Origin of the sequence: Microbacterium sp. JB110 (assembly GCF_003335195.1) — a bacterium.
Lineage (GTDB): Bacteria > Actinomycetota > Actinomycetes > Actinomycetales > Microbacteriaceae > Microbacterium.
Genome location: NZ_QPGM01000008.1, coordinates 21,297 through 39,253, shown reverse-complemented (window position 1 = coordinate 39,253; position 17,957 = coordinate 21,297). Strand labels below are relative to the sequence as shown.

Genomic DNA, 17,957 nt, shown 5'->3' with positions numbered 1-17,957 from the left:
TCGACGAACTCCAGGCACCTCGCGGGCGGTGGAACCCGCCGAGGGCTCAGCGGGTGAGGACGAGTCTGAGCTGTTCGATGGCCCAGTCGAGCTCGGATGACCGGATGGTCAGCGGCGGGGCGAGGCGGACCGTCTGGCCGTGGGTGTCCTTCGCGAGCACACCACGAGCCAGCAGCGCCTCGGTGACCTCGCGGCCGGTGCCCGCTGACTCGTCGATGTCGACGCCGGCCCACAGCCCGACGCGGCGGTACGACGCCACCCCTGAGCCGACGAGGCCGGACAGCAGAGCGTCGAGATGGTCGCCGAGTGCGCGGGCCCGCTCCTGGAATCGGCCGTCGCTGAGCAGCTCCACGACCCGCAGGCCCACGGCCGCCGCGAGCGGATTGCCGCCGAACGTCGAACCGTGCTCCCCCGGGCGCAGCACGCCCAGCACGCTCTCATCGCCGACCACGGCCGACACCGGCACGATGCCGCCGCCGAGCGCCTTGCCGAGCAGGAACAGGTCGGGCACGACGCCCTCCCGGTCGCACGCGAACGTCTCGCCTGTGCGGCCGAGGCCGGACTGGATCTCGTCGGCGACGAACAGCACGTTGTGCGCGCTGGTCACCTCGCGCACGCGCCGCAGGAACCCCTCCGGCGGCACGATCACGCCCGCCTCGCCCTGGATCGGCTCGATCAGCACGGCGACGGTGTCGTCATCGATCGCCTCGGTCAGCGCGTCGATGTCGCCGAACGGCACGGACACGAAGCCGGGTGCGAACGGTCCGAAGTCATCGCGCGCCGATGCGTCGTCGCTGAACCCCACGATCGTCGAGGTACGTCCGTGGAAGTTGCCGTGCGCGACGACGATCTTCGCCCGCTCGGGGGCGACGCCCTTGACGCGGTACCCCCAGGCGCGGGCGACCTTGATCCCCGTCTCGACGGCCTCTGCCCCGGTGTTCATCGGCAGCACGAGGTCCTTGCCGCACAGCTCCGCCAGTGCCGCGGCGAACGGCTCGAGCCGGTCGGAGCGGAACGCGCGACTGGTCAGCGTGATCTTCCCGAGCTGCTCCGTCGCGGCGGTGACGAGCTCCGGATGCCGGTGGCCGAAGTTGAGCGCGGAATAGCCTGCGAGCATGTCGAGGTAGCGGCGCCCCTCGACGTCGGTCACCCACGAGCCCTCGGCTGATGCGATCGTGACGTCGAGCGGTGCGTAGTTGCGGGCGACGTGCGTCTCCTGGGTCACGATGCGGCTCCCCTCGGAGGTCGCGCCGATGGGGCGTCGGTGATGCGAGCGGGCGACCCATCGGTGCGGCCTCTGAGCTCCAGCGTGCAGCACTTGATGCCGCCGCCGCCGAGGAGGAGCTCCGACAGGTCGATCGGCACCGGCTCGTAGCCGCGATCGCGCAGCTGCTCCTGGAACCCCGTGGCGCGCGGTGAGCAGAACACGTGCAGACCGTCGCTCGATGCGTTCAGACCGAACGCGTCGCCGTCGGCGTCCGCGACCCTGATGGCGTCGGGGAAGCGCCGCTCCAGCTCGGCACGGCTGGCCTCGTCGAAGGCGCCAGGCAGGTAGGCGATCGTCGGCGTCTCGCCGGGGGCCACGACGGTGTCGAGCACGGCCAGGGCGGTGTCGAGATGGTAGAAGCGCGGGTCCGTGAGGGTCAGCGACACGACCGGCCGGCCGAAGATCCGCTCGAGCTCGCCGTGGCTGGCGCCGTCGGAGCGGAAGCCGCGGCCGGCGAGGATCACGTCGCCCGCGAGCAGGAAGTCGCCCTCGCCCTCGTTGGTGAACTCCGGCTCGACCACGTCGAAGCCGTGCTCGCGGAACCACGCGGCGAACAGCTCCTCCTCGCCGCGGCGCTCCGCGTGTCGGAACTTCGGCACGTACGCGACCCCGTCGAGCACGAACCCGCCGTTGGCCGTGTAGACCATGTCTGGAAGGCCCTCGACGTCGTCGATCAGCTCGACCTGGTGGCCGAGCGCGACGTACGCGTCGTACAGCGCCTGCCACTGGCGCACGGCCAGCGACGTGTCGGTCGGATCATCCGGATGCATCCACGGATTGATCGAGTACGACACCGTGAAGTGTTCTGGCCGGCACATCAGGAACCGGCGCGTGCGCATCGTGCGCTGAGCGGGGACCTGTGGGGCAGGGGCCGTCTGGGACATTGACGCTCCTCGTCGTGAAACGGTGGCGGACGCAGTCCTGGGGCCCGGCGGAGCAACTCAACACCTGCGCACGAGCACGCCGGAACCATTCTGCCACGCCCCGCCGGAGAACCGCCTCAGGTCTGCAGCCGCGTCGAAGACTGCACGCGCGGGTCAGATCACTTCGTCGAACGTGGAATCGGGGTTGCCGTAGCGGTGGGCGGTGATCGAGATCGCCTGCTCCTGCAGGAACGGGAGCAGTTCGAGCCGGGCGGCCGTGGTGACCTCGCCGTCGTACACGGCCAGATCCGGGTCGCCCGCCGTCGTCTCGGCGAGCCTGGTGTGCAATCGCTCGACCGATTCCCGCGGCCCGACGAGACGCACTCGCGGCGGACGGCGCAGCTCGGCGGTGTCGTCCTCCTCGTCGTCGATGTCGGTGAGCGCACCTTCGATCACCAGATCTCCGCCGTGCGCCGCATCCGGGTTGATCGCGTGCGCGGTCGTGACCTCCGGAACCTCGTCCGCAGGCTCTGCGGCTTCGGTCACCTGCGGCACCATCCCATCGACCGCGAGATCATCCGCTCCGGAGTCGGCGACATCCGAGCCCTCATCCGGAGCGTCCGCCTTCCGCACCGCGTCCGTACGCGGGTTCACACGACGGATCCACTCGTCGTCGTCCTCGACGTGCACCGGCACGCCCAGCGCTGTCAGCTCGCGGTGCACCTCGCGCGGCATGCCCTCAGGAAGGCTGACCGAGAAGTGACTGCCGACGCGCACCCCGGCGACCATGACGCGCAGCAGTTCATGCCACGACGCGTCGATCGTGCAGCGCACCGCGACGGGCACCGGCCGGTAGCGGAACAGGTTGCGCTCCACGCCGAGCCCCGAGACGTCCTTGATCTTGCCGAACTCGCGATCCCACACCAGCGCGTCGGCGAGTGCCGCCCGACGCAGCCACTCGAAGCCGGTGTACGGCAGGCTCGGCTGCGCGGCCTCGATCAGCGACGCGATGCGGGTGTCGAGTCCGCGCAGGTGCAGCGACCTCGACGCCTGTCCGCCCGACGTTCCGCGCCAGGTGCCCAGACCGATCAGGTAGTTCGGTCCGCCGGCCTTCATGCCGGGCCCGACCGAGGAGCGCTTCCACCCGCCGAAGGGCTGACGCTGCACGACGGCGCCGGTGATGCCGCGGTTGACGTAGAGATTCCCCGCCTCGACTCGGTCGATCCACTCCTCGAGGTCGCGCGGGTCCTGGGTGTGCAGGCCGGCCGTGAGTCCGAAGTCCACGGCGTTCTGCATCCGGATCGCCTGGTTCAGCGACGAGGCGTACATGATGCCCAGCACGGGGCCGAAGAACTCCTCGAGGTGGAACCGCGAGCCCGGCTTCACACCGACCCGGATGCCGGGGGTCCAGTACCGCCCGCCGCCGCCTGGCAGCTCTCGCGGCTTGACGAGCCAGCGCTCGCCCTCGTCGAGCGTGTTCAGCGCCCACTCCAGCTTGCCCGTCGGCACCTCGATCACGGGGCCGACTTCGCTGAGCGGGTCAGACGGCGGGCCTACTCGCAGCGATCTGGTGGCGTCGACGAGCTGCCGCGCGAACCGCTTCGAGCGGCCGACCGGACCGACCAGGATCGCCAACGACGCCGCTGAGCACTTCTGCCCCGCGTGCCCGAACGCGCTCCTGACGACATCCGCCGCCGCCAGGTCCAGGTCGGCGGACGGTGCGACGATCACCGCGTTCTTGCCGCTGGTCTCGGCGAGCACCGGCAGCTGGGGCCGCCAGGAGCGGAACAGCTTCGCCGTCTCGATCGATCCGGTGAGGATCACGCGCTCGACATCCGGATGCTCGATCAGCTCGCGCCCCAGCTCGCCCTCATCGAGGTCGACCAGTTCGAGCACGTCGCGCGGCACGCCGGCTTCCCACAGCGCCTCGGCGATCACGGCGCCGCAGCGGCGCGCCTGCGGGGCGGGCTTGAACACGACGCCGGATCCCGCGGCGAGCGCGGCCAGCACGCCGCCGGCGGGGATCGCGAGCGGAAAGTTCCACGGCGGGGCGACCACCGTGACCGCAGCGGGGACGAACCTCGCGCCAGGCACGCGGTCGAGCTCCCCGGCGTTCGCCGCGTAGTAGTTCGCGAAGTCGACCGCCTCGCTGACCTCGATGTCCGACTCGGCGAGCACTTTGCCGGTCTCGGAGCCTGCGACTTCGATCAGGTCGCGCGGTGCGCCTCGAGCGCGCGCGCCGCACGGCAGGATCTCGGCGCGCGTCGGCGCGGCCGCCGCCCCCCACGACGGCGGCGCTAGCGCACGCCGAGCACGCGGCTGGTCAGCTCGGCGTCGTGTGCGACCCGTGCCGAGCGCACGCGCTCCTCGCCGAGCGTCGACGTGGCCATCCTGCCCAGAATGCGCCCCGCCCATTCGCGACTCTCCGGCAGTGCAGGGTCGGTGTCGCGCGCATTGTGGAAGCCGGGCGCACCCGCCTCCGTCACAGCCCTGGTCTGGAACTCGGCCGTCTCGACGAATGTGTCGTTGCGTGCCGGCCCTTCCTCGTCCTCGTCATCCGGATCGCTGTGGCCGCGCTGGATGTCGAGCACCGCCTGCGTGAGCGGCTCATCCGGGTCGGCTGTCGCACTCGGCTCGTCGAGGTGGCCTGGCCTGGCGCGACGGTTCGGCCCGATGAGCAGGTCGTGCGCGTCCGAACGCCGCACGGATTCGACGAAGCGCTCCCGCTCGCGTTCGAACAGATCCGGATGCGTGACCAGGTCGAACGCGACCGAGAGGAAGTTCTCTTTCGAGGCGTTCTCTTCGAGGCGCCTGACCAGGTAGCTGATCGCGACATCGAACTCCGCCGGCGCGACGACGGGAACGTAGAGCCGGATGGGGCCGACCGTCTCGGCGACCGCACGCGCCTGGCCCTGTGCCATGCCGAGCAGCATCTCGAACTCGACATCGTCCGTCACACCGCGCTCGTTCGCGAGACGCCACGCATAGGCGATGTCGAACAGATTGTGCCCGGCGACGCCGATGCGCACGGCGCGGGTCGCTTCTGGCCGCATCGCCTCGTCGAGGCATCTGATGTAGTTGGCGTCGGTGTCGAGCTTGGTGCCGTAGGTCGCAAGCGACCAATCGTGCACAGCGGCCTCGACGTGCTCCATGGCAAGGTTCGCGCCCTTGACCAGACGCACCTTGATCGGCGCGCCGCCCGCGTCGACTCGTTGCGCGGCCCATGCCGTCAGCTCGCGGAGCGCGGGCAGCGCGTCCGGCAGGTAGGCCTGCAGAACGATCCCGGCACGCATGTCGCGCAGCTGCTCCTTCTCGAGCAGGCGCGTGAACACCGCAATCGTGAGGTCGAGGTCGCGATACTCCTCCATGTCGAGGTTGAGGAAGGTGCCGTTGCCCGCAGCCAACTCGTAGAGCGGGGTGAGTCGCTCGACGACCCTGTCGACGATCTCATCGAATGCCCACATCGAGACGTGGCTCATCACGCTCGACACCTTCACCGAGACGTAGTCGACGTCGTCGCGCTCCACCAGCTGTCTGATGCCGGCGAGGCGCCGCTGCGCCTCCTTCTCGCCCAGCACTGCCTCGCCGAGCAGATTGAGATTCGCCCTCTCGCCGTTCTCGCGGATCTTCTCGAGCACGGGGCCCAGTTTGTCCGGCCGGGCATCGGCGATCAGGTGCCCGACCATCGAACGCAGCACACGACGGGCGATCGGCACCACAGCGGCGGGCGCGAGCGGACCCACCATGCCGCCGAGGCGCACAGCGGCCTGCATCGGTGCCGGCAGGAAGCTCGGCGCCAGCGGCGCGACGCGGGCGAGGCTGCGCGCGGCTGCCGTCAGGCTCTCCGGGCGCATCACTCCGTCGACGAAGCCGACGGTGAAGGCGAGCCCGTCGTCGTCGCGGAGCACTCCCGCGAGCCGCTCCGCCGCGGCGTCGGGCTCCGCGTCGACGGACTTCGAGACCCACTTCCTGGCCAGGGCGATCGCCTCGTCGACGATGTCCTTTCCGGGGTGGGCACCATCCAGCGTCGACATACCCCAACACTACGATTTATGTGCGCAGGAATGTGGATTTCGCGCACCGGAAACCGCGCCCTAGGCTCTGGCCCATGGACACCAACGACGTGCTCATCCGTCCCATCCGAGATGACGATGCCCACGCCATGGGCCGCGTCCACGCCAAGGTGTGGCACGAGACCTATGACGGCATGATCTCCGCCGCAGCTCTCGAGGCCGTGTCCCCTCGCCGTCTCGCGGATCTGTGGTCGAACTATGCCTCCCGCGGCGACGAGCACCGCCACGCTGCGGCCCTCGTCGACGGCGAGATCGTCGGATTCGCCGGCTCCGGCCCAGCGCGCGACGACGACGCCCCAGCCCCGCGCGAGCTGTACTTCGTGTTCCTGCTCGACTCGTGGCACCGCAAGGGCATCGGCCGTGCACTGTTCGATGCGGTCGTCGACGGCGACGAGCCGCTGTACGGCTGGATCGCTCAGAACTACCCGGGCGGGGAGAGCTTCTACACCAAGCGCGGCTTCGTCTTCGACGGCGCCCAGCGCGACGAGGCGTTTCTGGGGGAGTCCCTCACCGAGGTCCGCTTCTCACGCTGAGCACGCTGAGCGCGGGGCGGGCACGCACATCGCGGCGTCCGGACCGCTCGACGGGCGCCCGGCCCGCACATCGCGGACCGTCCTTGCGCTGCACGCACCCGCCCCACGCTCAATCCAGGCGGGCACGCACATCGCGGCGTCCGGCGTCCGCGAACGCCTAGGCTCTTCGCGAGTGCCTATGCAGTTCCGTAGGCACTCGCGAACATCGTAGGCATTCGCGAGAGGCGGGCACATGCTGCAGGCGTGGGCGCTGGACGGGATCGGGGAGATCGCAGCGGGGGACGATCTCGTGGCGGTGATCGCCGCGGCCGCCGGCGGTGAGCTCGCGGACGGCGACATCCTCGTGGTGACCAGCAAGATCGTCTCCAAGGCCGAGGGCCGCTTCGTCCGGGCCGACGATCGCGAGGATGCGATCACGGCCGAGACGGTGCGCGTGGTCGCGGAGCGCACCTGGCCGAACGGGGCGCGCACCCGGATCGTGGAGAGCCGGCTCGGCATCATCGCCGCGGCCGCCGGCGTCGACGCGTCGAACACTCCGGAGGGCACCGTGCTGCTGCTGCCGGAGGATCCGGATGCCTCAGCCCGCGCCATCGCCGAAGGTCTGCGGACCCGGCTGGGCGCGCAGATCGGCGTGATCGTCTCCGACACCCTCGGCCGCGCGTGGCGCGACGGCCAGACCGACCAGGCGATCGGCGCAGCAGGCGTGCACGTGTTCGAGGATCTGCGCGGCCGGACCGACGCGCAGGGGCGGGAGCTCGCCGTGACCCAGCCGTGCTCAGCCGACGAACTCGCCTCCGCAGCCGACCTCGTCAAGGGGAAGGCGTCCGGGCGCCCCGTTGCCGTCATCCGAGGCCGAGGCGATCTCGTCGGCGAGCTCGACCTTCCCGGCGCGCGCAGCATCCTGCGCCCCGGCGAGCGCGACATGTTCCACACCGGCGCTGAGGAGTCCTATCGCGCCGGCTACGAAGCAGGCCGTTCGGCCTGACCGCGCCGCAACACACGACGTAACGCTTTTCCATCCTCGCAGGCGCGATCGGTCAAGATATACGAGTGCCCACCGATCCCGCCCGACCTCAGACCGTGCGTCGCAAGACGACCTGGGTTCGCGGCTCGGCACTGCTGCTCCTGACCGCCGCGCTCGGCGTCGTCGGGTGGTGCGTCATCTTCGGCGTGCGCGCCGTCCTGTCGACGGACGTGCTCGAGGCGTTCCTGGCGGCCTACCCAGGCGAGGCCCCGCTGCCGGAGGGCACCGCAGAGGGCATCCCCGCGTTCGTGTCCTGGACGCACTTCCTGAACGCCTTCTTCCTGGTGCTCATCATCCGCAGCGGACTGCGCTATCGCTTCGAGAAGCGCGCGGGCGGGCTGTGGACGTCGCGCAGAGTGAAGAAGCGCCGGATGTCGCTGGCCCTGTGGACGCACATCGGCGTCGATCTGCTGTGGCTGGCCAACGGCATCGTCTTCGTCGTGCTGCTGTTCGCGAGCGGACACTGGGTGCGGGTCGTGCCGACGACGTGGGAGATCGTCCCGAACGCGATCTCCGCCGGCCTGCAGTACGTCTCGCTCGACTGGCCGACCCACCACAGCTGGGTGAACTACAACGCACTGCAGCAGCTGTCCTACTTCGCCATCGTGTTCCTGGCGGCCCCCGTCGCCGCGCTGACCGGGTGGCGGCTGAGCACGTTCTGGCCGACGACCCTGAACCGCTTCTTCCCCGGCTCTGCGGCCAAGGCGCTGCACTGGCCGACCATGCTCTTCTTCGTGGCGTTCGTCGTCGTGCACGTCTTCCTCGTGCTCACCACCGGAGCGCTGCGCAATCTCGACGCGATGTACGCGGGCCGCGACTCGGCCACCTGGGTCGGCTTCTGGGTCTTCGCCGCCAGCGCGCTCGCCATGGTCGTCGGCTGGTTCGCCGTCCGCCGAGACGACTGGATCAGCAGACTCGCGAAGCTCTTCGGCGATGTCCGCATGATGAAGCGCTGACGGCTCCTCACGTCTCCCGCTTCTCCTCAGCTGACAACGGCGGGTCTGACGGAGATGTGAGGAGTCGTCAGCGGGCGAGGGGCGGGGCGGCGGTGAGGTGCGTGAGCTTGTCGGGGTTGCGGGTGTAGTAGGCGTACATGATGCGACCGCCGTCGATCGCGAACGAGACCGCGCCGTCCGGAGCGCCGTCGATCATGACGAGCAGGCCGGGCGAACCGTTGACGGCGGCCGACTCGAGCCGGGCATCCGGGTACTGCGACAGCAGACCGTGCAGCAGGCGCAGCACGCGCTCGACGCCCTCGATCGGTCGCCTGGCGGCCGTGACCTTCCCGCCGCCGTCACTGAGGAACACCACGTCGGGCGCGAGCACGTCGACCAGGCCCTGCACATCGCCGGTCATCGTCGCGGCTCTGAAGCGCTCGACCACGCGCTCCGCCTCATCGGGCTCCACGGACATCCGGGGTCTGCGCGCTGCGACGTGGTCGCGCGCCCGCTTTGCGGTCTGGCGCACCGCCGCTGCGCTCCGCTCGACGGCTTCGGCGATCTCCTCGTATTCGAAGTCGAACACCTCGCGCAGCACGAACACCGCCCGCTCGAGGGGCGTGAGCGTCTCGAGCACGAGCAGCATCGCCGTCGACACGCTCTCGGCGAGCACGACATCGTCTGCGACGTCCGGAGTCGTCACCATCGGCTCGGGCAGCCAGGTGCCGACGTAGTCCTCGCGCCGCCGCTGCACGGTGCGGAGGCGGTTGAGCGCCTGACGGGTCACGATCCGCGCGAGATAGGCGCGCGCATCCCTGACGTCGCCGCGATCGCCCGCGTCCCACCGGATCCACGCCTCCTGGACGACGTCTTCCGCATCGGCGACGGACCCGAGGATCTCGTATGCGATCGTGAAGAGCAGCCTCCGATGCGCGGAGAACGCGCGCGTCGAATCTGCGTCGCCCTGCCTCATGCGGTCGACCTCTGCCGCGTCGCTCACGTGTCGCCTCCTCGCGCTGTCACCGACCGACTGTCACGACGCCGAGGCTACCGCGTCCGCCTTCGCCCACGGCACCTCGCACACGTCGGAGAACCCCTGGCTCTCCAGGCCCGCCGCGAAGTTGAATCGCGAACGCATGTTCTCCAGGCCGATCAGCTGGGTCAGCTCGACCATCGCAGGGGCGCCGAGGGCCTCGACCAGTCGAGTCACGATCGCGTCGTCGACGGTCGGCGGGGTCGCCGTGGCCGCCTCGGCGTACTCGAGCACGTCGCGCTCGAGCGAGGAGAACGCGTCGCTGCCGCGCCAGCGCGGCACCTCGCGCACCTTCTCGAGGTCGAGGCCCGACCGATGCGCCATGTAGTACCCGAAGTCGAGGCACCAGCTGCAGCCGATGGCGCCGGCGACGGCCATCTCGGCGAACGTCGCCAGCTGCGGGTCGAGCCGGTTCCACTTCGTCGCGCTGCGTTCGAAGCCGAGCACCCCGTTCAGCACGCGGCGATTGTGCCACAGCACGTACGCGTTGTCGGGGATCTTCCCCCACATCCGCTTGGTGATGCCGGCGAGGACTCGGCCGTACAGCCCGGTGATGCGGGCCTTCGGGATGCGGAACGTGCTGCTCATGGCGACTCTCCTCCTGGGTTGCAGACGCTCCTGCGGCGCCCGCTCACCCATACGACACCGGCCGGGCCGCGGGTGTGACATCCGGGAGGCGCCGGCGTCGGACTCCGCGCCGGCCGCCGCCGACATCCGCTAACGTCGGCACCGTCGGAACAACACAGACAAGGACTCTCCATGGCGCAGTTCGACCTCCCCCTCGACCAGTTGCGCACCTATGCGCCCGAGCGCGAAGAGCCGGCCGACTTCGACGACTTCTGGCGCGCGACGCTGACGGAGTCGCGCGGTGGAGGGGCGCAGTTCACCCGGGTGGACGGCCCGCTGCGCAACCTCGTCGTCGAGGACGTCACGTTCCCCGGTTTCGGCGGACAGCCCATCCGGGCCTGGTTCGTTCGGCCGAAGGGCGAGGTCCGCTCCACCGTCGTGCAGTACATGGGCTACGGCGGGGGTCGCGGGTTCCCCGAACAGTGGACGCAGCTGCCCAGCGCCGGACACGCCGTGTTCATGATGGACAGCCGCGGGCAGGGCAACGGAGGCTTCCCCGGCGCGACAACGGACCCCGTCGGCGGCGCACCGCAGGTCGCGGGCCGGATGTCGCATGGCATCGAGGATCCGCACGACTACTACTACCGACGCATCTTCACCGATGCGGCTCTCGCCGTCGACGCGGCGCGCAGCCACCCGGCCGTCGACCCGGATCGCGTCGTCGTCTCGGGCGCCAGCCAGGGCGGCGGCATCGCCGCGGCGGCGGCCGGGCTGTCCGACGGCCTCGCCGGTGCCATGGTGGACGTGCCGTTCCTGAGCTTCTTCCGCCGGGCGCTGCAGATCACCGACGCGAATCCGTACAACGAACTCGCGCGCTACCTGCAGACCAGGCGCGGCGAAGAGGACGACGTGTTCCGCGTGCTGAGCTACTTCGACGGTATGAACTTCGCGGCGCGGGCGACGGCGAAGGCGCTCTACTCCGTCGCGCTGTACGACGCCACTTGTCCTCCGTCGACGGTGTTCGCGCAGTACAACCACTACGCGGGCGCAGACAAGCGCATCGAGGTCTATCCCTACAACGGCCATGAGGGCGGTCAGATCGTGCACCAGCGCGCGCAGCTCGCGTTCCTCGACGAGCTGTTCCCCACGCAGCAGTGACACCGACTGCCCCTCGATCGGGTGCGTTCGCCCGATCGCACTGAGGGCACCTGGTGACGAGCAGCCCGAGAGCACCCTCCTCCCACTGACCGGGAGCATCGACGAACGCGGGTGTTGTCCGCATCGCCGCGCCGTGTCACACTTATCGCATCGGGAAAGCGCTTCCCAACATTCGGATGCGGCACACGCCATCATGCAAGGAGGCATCATCTTGTCCGAGACATCGATTCCCGCCGTTCGTGAGATCGGCATCATCATGAACGGCGTCTCCGGGCGCATGGGCTATCGCCAGCACCTCGTGCGCTCGATCCTCGCGATCCGCGATGAGGGAGGCTTCGAGCTGCCGGACGGCACGAAGGTCACCGTCCGTCCCCTGCTGGTCGGACGCAGCGAGGCGAAGCTCGCCGAGATCGCCGAGCGGCACGGCATCGAGGACTGCACGACCGATCTCGACGCCGCGCTCGCCGACCCGAAGTGGGAGATCTACGGAGACTTCCTCGTCACCAAGGCGCGCGCTTCTGCCCTGCGCAAGGCGATCGCCGCGGGCAAGACGATCTACACCGAGAAGCCCATCGCCGAATCCGTCGAAGAGTCGTTGGAGATCGCACGATTGGCCAGAGACGCCGGCGTCAAGGCTGGCGTCGTGCACGACAAGCTGTTCCTGCCCGGCCTGCAGAAGCTGAAGCGGCTGATCGACTCCGGCTTCTTCGGTCGCATCCTCTCCGTGCGAGGCGAATTCGGATACTGGGTGTTCGAGGGCGACTGGCAGCCCGCCCAGCGCCCGAGCTGGAACTACCGCGCAGAGGACGGCGGCGGCATCATCGTCGACATGTTCCCGCACTGGCACTACGTGCTCGAGAACCTGTTCGGCGGCGTGAAGAGCGTCTATGCGCACGCCTCGACGCACATTCCCGAGCGCTGGGACGAGCGCGGCGAGCACTATGACGCCACAGCCGACGACGCCGCATACGGCGTCTTCGAGCTGGCCGGCGGCGCGGTCGCGCAGATCAACTCGAGCTGGACCACGCGGGTGAATCGCGACGAACTGGTCGAGTTCCACGTCGACGGCACGCACGGCTCCGCCGTGGTCGGCCTGTTCGGCGCGAAGATCCAGGAGCGCAATGCCACGCCCAAGCCGGTGTGGAACCCCGACATCGAAGACACGGTCGACTACGACGCGACCTGGCAGAACGTGCCGACGAACGACGTGTTCCTGAACGGCTTCCGCCAGCAGTGGCAGGAGTTCCTCACCAGCTTCGTCACCAGCACCGACTATCCGTTCGACCTGCTCGCCGGCTCCCGCGGCGTGCAGCTCGCCGAGGCCGGCCTCGAGTCGAGCCGCACCGGCACCAAGGTCGAACTCCCCGAGCTGAGCCTGGACTGATCCGGATGAGCGACGCACTCACCCTGCTCTCCGGCGACGGCTCCGTCGCCTCGACCGCTCTGAACGAGGCGGGAGAGTTCAACAAGCCGACGGACGGCCTGCGCTCGCGCGTCGCGTACGCAGCGGCGCACGTCGCGCCGGTCGCCTGGGCCGACAACACTCCGGGCCAGCCCGCCGAAATCGACTGGGACGCCACCCTCGCGTTCCGCCGCAACGTGTACTCGTGGGGTCTCGGCGTGGCCGATGCGATGGACACCGCGCAGCGCAACATGGGGCTCGACGCCGCCGCCGTGCGGGAGCTGATCGCCCGCAGCGCCCAGGTAGCCCGCGAGGAGGGCGGCTCGGTCGCCGTCGGTGTGAACACCGATCACCTCGACGAACCCGATGTCTCGCTGCAGCAGATCATCGACGGCTACCGCCATCAGCTGCACCACGCCGAAGAGCACGGCGCCGTCCCCGTGCTGATGGCGAGCAGGCACCTGGCCCGCGCCGCCGCGTCAGCCGAGGACTACCGCCGCGTGTACCGCGAGGTGCTGGGGGATGCGACCACGCCGGTCGTGCTGCACTGGCTCGGCACGGCGTTCGACCCGCAGCTGGCCGGCTACTTCGGTTCGACCGACTGGCGAGAGGCATCGGATGTCGTCGTCGAGATCATCACCGAGCACACGGCGAAGATCGCAGGGCTCAAGATGAGCCTGCTCGACGCCGACGCCGAGGTGTCCGTGCGCGAACGACTGTCTGAGGGCGTGCGGATGTTCACCGGCGACGACTTCAACTACGTCGGTCTGATCGGCGGGGCGGATACTCCGGATGCCGACCAGCCGGAGCGCTCGCCCGGCACGATGCGCACGCACTCCGACGCGCTGCTGGGCGCGTTCGCCGCGCTCGCACCCGTCGCCTCCGCAGCCATCCAGGCGCTCGACGCAGGTGATCCGGCACGCTACCTCGAACTGCTGCAGCCGACCCAGGCCCTGAGCAGGCAGGTGTTCGCCGTGCCGACCTTCTACTACAAGACAGGCGTCGCCTTCCTGGCATGGCTGAACGGACACCAGCCCGCCTTCCAGATGGTGGGCGGCCTGCATTCGGCGCGTTCGCTGCGCCATCTCAGTGAGATCGTGCGCCTCGCCAACGACGCGCGCGCCCTCGAGAAGCCCGACCTGGCCGCCGAGCGGTGGCATTCGCTGCTGCGCCTGAACGGAGTCGACGCATGACCGCCCCTCACCCCCGTCTGTCCATCAATCAGGCGACGATCAAGAAGACCACCGCGGCCGAGGCCATCCGGGTCACGGCCGATGCCGGCATCGGCGCGATCGGGCTGTGGCGCGAGCAGGTGCAGGAGGCCGGGCTCGACGAGACAGCGAGAATGCTCGCCGACAGCGGCCTGCGCTATTCGACCCACTGCCGCGGCGGCTGGTTCACGGCCGAGGAGGGCCCGACGCGCACCGCCGCCCTCGACGACAACCGCGTCGCGATCGACGAGACCGCGACCCTCGCCGCCGCGGGCGCCGACGGTTCCCGAGCCGTTCTCGTGCTCGTCGTCGGAGGTCTGCCTGATGGGTCTCGCGATCTCGTCGGTGCGCGCGAGCGCGTACGCGATGCGGTGGCGCAGCTGGCGCCGCACGCACAGCAGCGGGGAGTGCAGCTCGCGCTGGAGCCGCTGCACCCGATGTATGCATCGGACCGCTCCGTGCTGTCGACCCTCGATCAGGCGCTCGACATCGCCGCCGACTTCGCGCCCGAGGTCGTCGGCGTCACGGTCGACACGTTCCACCTGTGGTGGGATCCGGATGTGCTCGACACCATCGCGCACGCCGGCCGCGAGGGTCGCATCGCCACGTATCAGGTGTGCGACTGGAAGACGCCGCTCGAAGCCGACAACCTGCTCTCCCGGCACTATCCGGGTGACGGGGTGATCGATTTCTCCGGCATGACGCGCGCGGTCGAGGCCACGGGCTACACCGGCGACGTGGAAGTCGAGCTGCTCAACCAGGCGATCTGGGACACTGAGCCCGCCGAGGCCGTGCGCCGCACCGCCGAAGGCTTCGAACGAGCCGTCGCCCCGTACCTTTCCGCACCCTGACGAGCCCCGCCCCGTCGCTCAGGACGAGGTCGCGGCCTTCTCGTCGTCTTCGGTCGCGACCAGCTGGCCGCAGGCGCCGTCGATCTCCTTGCCGCGGGTGTCGCGGATCGTGGTGGGGATGCCCGCGTCGTTGAGCCGTCGCACGAACTCCTGCTGCGCGCGCTTCGGCGATGCATCCCACACGGAGCCGGGCGTCGGGTTCAGCGGGATCGGATTGACATGCACCCACCCCTTGCCACGCGCGTGCAGCTTGTCGGCGAGCAGATCGGCGCGCCACGGGTGATCGTTCATATCGCGGATCAGCGCGTACTCGATCGAGACCCGTCTGCCGGTCCTGTCGAAGTACGCTCGCGCGGCGTCGAGCACCTCGTCGACCTTCCAACGGGAGTTCACCGGGATCATCTCGTCGCGCAGCTCATCATCCGGCGCATGCAGCGACAGTGCGAACGTCACCGGGATGTCTTCGTCGGTGAGCTTCCGGATGGCCGGAGCGAGGCCGACGGTCGAGATCGTGATGCCCCTGGCGCTCATGCCCATGCCGTGCTTCTTGTCGGTCATCACCCTGACCGCATGCATCACCCTGGCGTAGTTGGCCAGCGGCTCACCCATGCCCATGAAGACGATGTTCGTCACACGCTCGTCGTCATGCTCGGACTCGCCGAGCTCGCCCGCGCGGATCAGCGCGTTGGCGCGCACGACCTGCTCGACGATCTCGCCCGCCGACATGTTGCGGGTGAGACCGGCCTGACCGGTCGCGCAGAACGGGCAGTTCATGCCGCACCCGGCCTGCGAAGACACGCACAGCGTGATCCGACCGGGGTAGCGCATGAGGACGGACTCGACCAGGGCGCCGTCGTGCAGCTTCCACAGGAACTTGATCGTGTCGCCGTCGTCGGTCTGCAGCCTGCGCACCTCGGTCAGAAGCGTCGGCAGCAGCCCGGCGACCAGCTCGTCGCGGCCTTCCGCCGGGAGGTCGGTCATCCGCTCCGGGTCCGACGTGCAGTGCTGCAGGTAGTGCGTACCGAGCTGCTTGGCACGGAATCCAGGCATGCCCAGTTCCTTGACCTTCTCGACACGCGCTTCCGGGGTGAGGTCGGCGAGATGCACGGGCGGCTTGCCGCGCTTGGGGCTGGCGAACTGCAGCAGCGGACGCCCCTCGGCGTCCTTGGCCTGCTGCCACCCCTCCGCCTTCGGGCGCACCTGACGCACAGGGCCCGGGCCTTCAGCCGTGGCAGGTCGCGACGCGCTCTCCGAGGAAGTCATACCTCAAAGGGTACGGGGCCCGGCCTGAAAGGCATACGGACGGCACCTGCGGCATCCGGATGCCGCAGCGACCAGCCAGGGCACTTCTCCCCATCGGCGACCCAGGCACAGAGTCATAGGCTGTGACTGTCGGCGCGGAACTTCGGGGGGACGCGTCCGATGACTTTCCTGTGCTCCCCCGCCTGCTCTGAGGAGTCCACATGGCTACCCTTCGTCGCGGACGCGCGCTCATCGCGCTCGGCGCTCTCGCACTCATTCCCGCCGCGCTGGTCGGCTGCGGCTCCGACGACTCGGCGGATGCTCCGGCCGACGACAATGCGTCGTCGCAGACCGAGGAGTCCACCTCCGAAGAGACGACCACAGAGACATCCGACCAGAGCGTCGCCGACGCGTGCGAGATCGTCGTCACCGGCCTGACCGATCTCTCGGAGAGCACTTCCGAGATCATGTCGGCCGCGACCTCGCAGGACACCGAGAAGCTCAACAGCCTGATCAGTGAGACCAGCGAGACGATCGCGTCGATCAACGACCAGGTCACGAACGAGGAGGTCAGCACGACCTTCACGAAGTACGCGGACAGCTACGAGACCGTCAACCAGGTCTCGCAGAAGATGGCCGAGATCGACGCGACGTCCGCCGATGCGGCCACCGAGGTCACCGAGCTCACCGAACAGGTGACGGGCGCCTCCGAGGACCTCACCGCCGCCTCGACCGAACTCGGCGAGGTCTGCGCCTGACACGCGCACCGCACTGAAGCGCGGGCCGGGAGAGCTGCTCTCCCGGCCCGCGCTTGCGTCATCTCAGCCGTCGAGGCCGAACAGGGCCCGGATGGCGTCGGTCGCCGCGTCGGTCTCGCCGCGCTCGACCGCGCTGTTCAGATCGGCGGAGAGCTGCAGCCGGTCACCCGCGATCTCGGGAGCGCGGCGCAGCACGATGCTCATCAGCGGCAGGTGGTCTTCGAGCAGTCGGCCGCGCACGGATACATCGCACGCGGCGACCTTCTCCATGAAGCCGACGAATGCATCCGCCCAGGCGGCCTCGTCGGTCTCGGCCAGGCCGCGAGCGGCTTTGTGCACGGGCTCGCAATCCACATCCGGATCGCCGGCACGACCCATCCCGAAACGCACATGCATGGCGCACAGCTCGCCGAAGTACTCGTACAGGCGAGTGGTGTCGTCGCCGCCGAGTTCGCGGACCTTCGTCTGGCGCCCCGGCCACACGTCGAGCAGTCCGGCGCGCTCGAGTCGCTGAATGGCCTCGCGCACCGGCGTGCGGGAGACCCCGAGGTGCTCAGCAACGTCGCGGTCGCGCAGCGGGTCTCCTGGCCGGAGCACGCCGGTGCGGATGTCGGTGACCAGACGGTCGTAGACGCCCTCGGAAAGGCGCTGCGACGAGACCTGCAGCGGGCCGCCGCCTACCAGATCCGGCAGGCCCATCCGGAGCATCATGATCGCTCACCGACAGGCGCCGGTCGTGCCGTACGCTGAAGCGGCGCGCAGATGCGCACGTTCGACTTGTTCATTGTTCCCCTCCGCATGTGAGCCTCAACGGCTCGCGGCTTCACGGACGGCGAACGCGTTCGCTCGCCGTTGCGAATCTCGGGCGATTCGCCTTCCGAACGGAGATCCCCCAACCTCCGTGCAGCACAAGCGTGACACGTTCATATCCATGCCTGGTGTGCGTCTGCTGACCGCGTCGAACGTACTGCTTGTGCTTGTCGGCGAAGGATATCACCCCGGATTCGCCGAATGGCGAACTGTTGCGCATTCGTACA

Annotated in this window: 14 protein-coding genes and 1 pseudogene; 8 read left to right on the top strand and 7 right to left on the bottom strand. The window is 69.4% G+C overall.

The genetic code is table 11. The annotated features are described in order from the left end of the window. Positions 1-46: 46 nt before the first annotated feature. The 3 genes and pseudogenes from rocD to CIK77_RS13660 all read right to left on the bottom strand — a co-directional run bounded on the left by rocD (position 47) and on the right by CIK77_RS13660 (position 6,164). On the bottom strand, positions 47-1,228 hold the full coding sequence (gene rocD, locus CIK77_RS13670) for an ornithine--oxo-acid transaminase (protein ID WP_249268608.1): 1,182 nt from the start codon (positions 1,226-1,228) through the stop codon (positions 47-49). Then, entirely contained in the window at positions 1,222-2,151 is a 930-nt protein-coding gene (gene ddaH / locus CIK77_RS13665; RefSeq protein WP_087055094.1) for a dimethylargininase, read from the bottom strand. The genes rocD and ddaH overlap by 7 nt, the downstream gene beginning before the upstream one ends. Positions 2,152-2,304: 153 nt before the next feature. Then, positions 2,305-6,164 (bottom strand): annotated as a pseudogene (locus CIK77_RS13660) (proline dehydrogenase family protein). 74 nt (positions 6,165-6,238) lie between these two features. On the opposite strand from CIK77_RS13660, the gene CIK77_RS13655 reads away from it, so the two are divergent. The 3 genes from CIK77_RS13655 to CIK77_RS13645 all read left to right on the top strand — a co-directional run bounded on the left by CIK77_RS13655 (position 6,239) and on the right by CIK77_RS13645 (position 8,716). After that, entirely contained in the window at positions 6,239-6,736 is a 498-nt protein-coding gene (locus CIK77_RS13655; RefSeq protein WP_087055096.1) for a GNAT family N-acetyltransferase, read from the top strand. Between the two features lie 232 nt (positions 6,737-6,968). Further along, positions 6,969-7,721, top strand: coding sequence for a coenzyme F420-0:L-glutamate ligase (gene cofE / locus CIK77_RS13650; RefSeq protein WP_087055097.1), 753 nt, complete (start codon positions 6,969-6,971; stop codon positions 7,719-7,721). A gap of 65 nt (positions 7,722-7,786) precedes the next feature. After that, entirely contained in the window at positions 7,787-8,716 is a 930-nt protein-coding gene (locus CIK77_RS13645) for a cytochrome b/b6 domain-containing protein (RefSeq protein WP_170934143.1), read from the top strand. A gap of 67 nt (positions 8,717-8,783) precedes the next feature. On the opposite strand, the gene CIK77_RS13640 is transcribed toward CIK77_RS13645, so the two are convergent. Together CIK77_RS13640 and CIK77_RS13635 are read right to left on the bottom strand one after the other, a co-directional pair. Further along, on the bottom strand, positions 8,784-9,671 hold the full coding sequence (locus tag CIK77_RS13640) for an RNA polymerase sigma-70 factor (RefSeq protein WP_087055245.1): 888 nt from the start codon (positions 9,669-9,671) through the stop codon (positions 8,784-8,786). Between the two features lie 60 nt (positions 9,672-9,731). Continuing rightward, positions 9,732-10,319 carry a carboxymuconolactone decarboxylase family protein gene (locus CIK77_RS13635; RefSeq protein ID WP_087055099.1) on the bottom strand — a complete coding sequence of 196 codons (588 nt, stop codon included), beginning with the start codon at positions 10,317-10,319 and terminating at the stop codon, positions 9,732-9,734. A 171-nt stretch (positions 10,320-10,490) separates the two neighbouring features. Between CIK77_RS13635 and CIK77_RS13630 the strand changes: the two genes are divergently transcribed. From CIK77_RS13630 to CIK77_RS13615, 4 genes are all read left to right on the top strand, one after another. Beyond that, positions 10,491-11,456, top strand: a complete 966-nt coding sequence (locus tag CIK77_RS13630) for an acetylxylan esterase (protein WP_087055100.1) — start codon at positions 10,491-10,493, stop codon at positions 11,454-11,456. Positions 11,457-11,649: 193 nt separating this feature from the next. Then, entirely contained in the window at positions 11,650-12,840 is a 1,191-nt protein-coding gene (locus CIK77_RS13625) for a Gfo/Idh/MocA family protein (RefSeq protein ID WP_087055101.1), read from the top strand. A 5-nt stretch (positions 12,841-12,845) separates the two neighbouring features. Then, on the top strand, positions 12,846-14,051 hold the full coding sequence (locus tag CIK77_RS13620) for a DUF993 family protein (protein ID WP_087055102.1): 1,206 nt from the start codon (positions 12,846-12,848) through the stop codon (positions 14,049-14,051). Beyond that, positions 14,048-14,920, top strand: coding sequence for a sugar phosphate isomerase/epimerase family protein (locus CIK77_RS13615; RefSeq protein WP_087055103.1), 873 nt, complete (start codon positions 14,048-14,050; stop codon positions 14,918-14,920). Before CIK77_RS13620 ends, CIK77_RS13615 begins: the two co-directional genes overlap by 4 nt. Positions 14,921-14,938: 18 nt before the next feature. On the opposite strand, the gene rlmN is transcribed toward CIK77_RS13615, so the two are convergent. After that, positions 14,939-16,183 carry a 23S rRNA (adenine(2503)-C(2))-methyltransferase RlmN gene (gene rlmN, locus CIK77_RS13610; RefSeq protein ID WP_087055104.1) on the bottom strand — a complete coding sequence of 415 codons (1,245 nt, stop codon included), beginning with the start codon at positions 16,181-16,183 and terminating at the stop codon, positions 14,939-14,941. Positions 16,184-16,383: 200 nt separating this feature from the next. Between rlmN and CIK77_RS13605 the strand changes: the two genes are divergently transcribed. Beyond that, positions 16,384-16,920: a hypothetical protein gene (locus tag CIK77_RS13605; RefSeq protein WP_087055105.1), complete on the top strand. Its 537-nt coding sequence runs from the start codon at positions 16,384-16,386 to the stop codon at positions 16,918-16,920. Positions 16,921-16,983: 63 nt separating this feature from the next. On the opposite strand, the gene CIK77_RS17930 is transcribed toward CIK77_RS13605, so the two are convergent. Next, positions 16,984-17,631, bottom strand: a complete 648-nt coding sequence (locus CIK77_RS17930; protein WP_249268599.1) for a GntR family transcriptional regulator — start codon at positions 17,629-17,631, stop codon at positions 16,984-16,986. Positions 17,632-17,957: the final 326 nt, after the last annotated feature.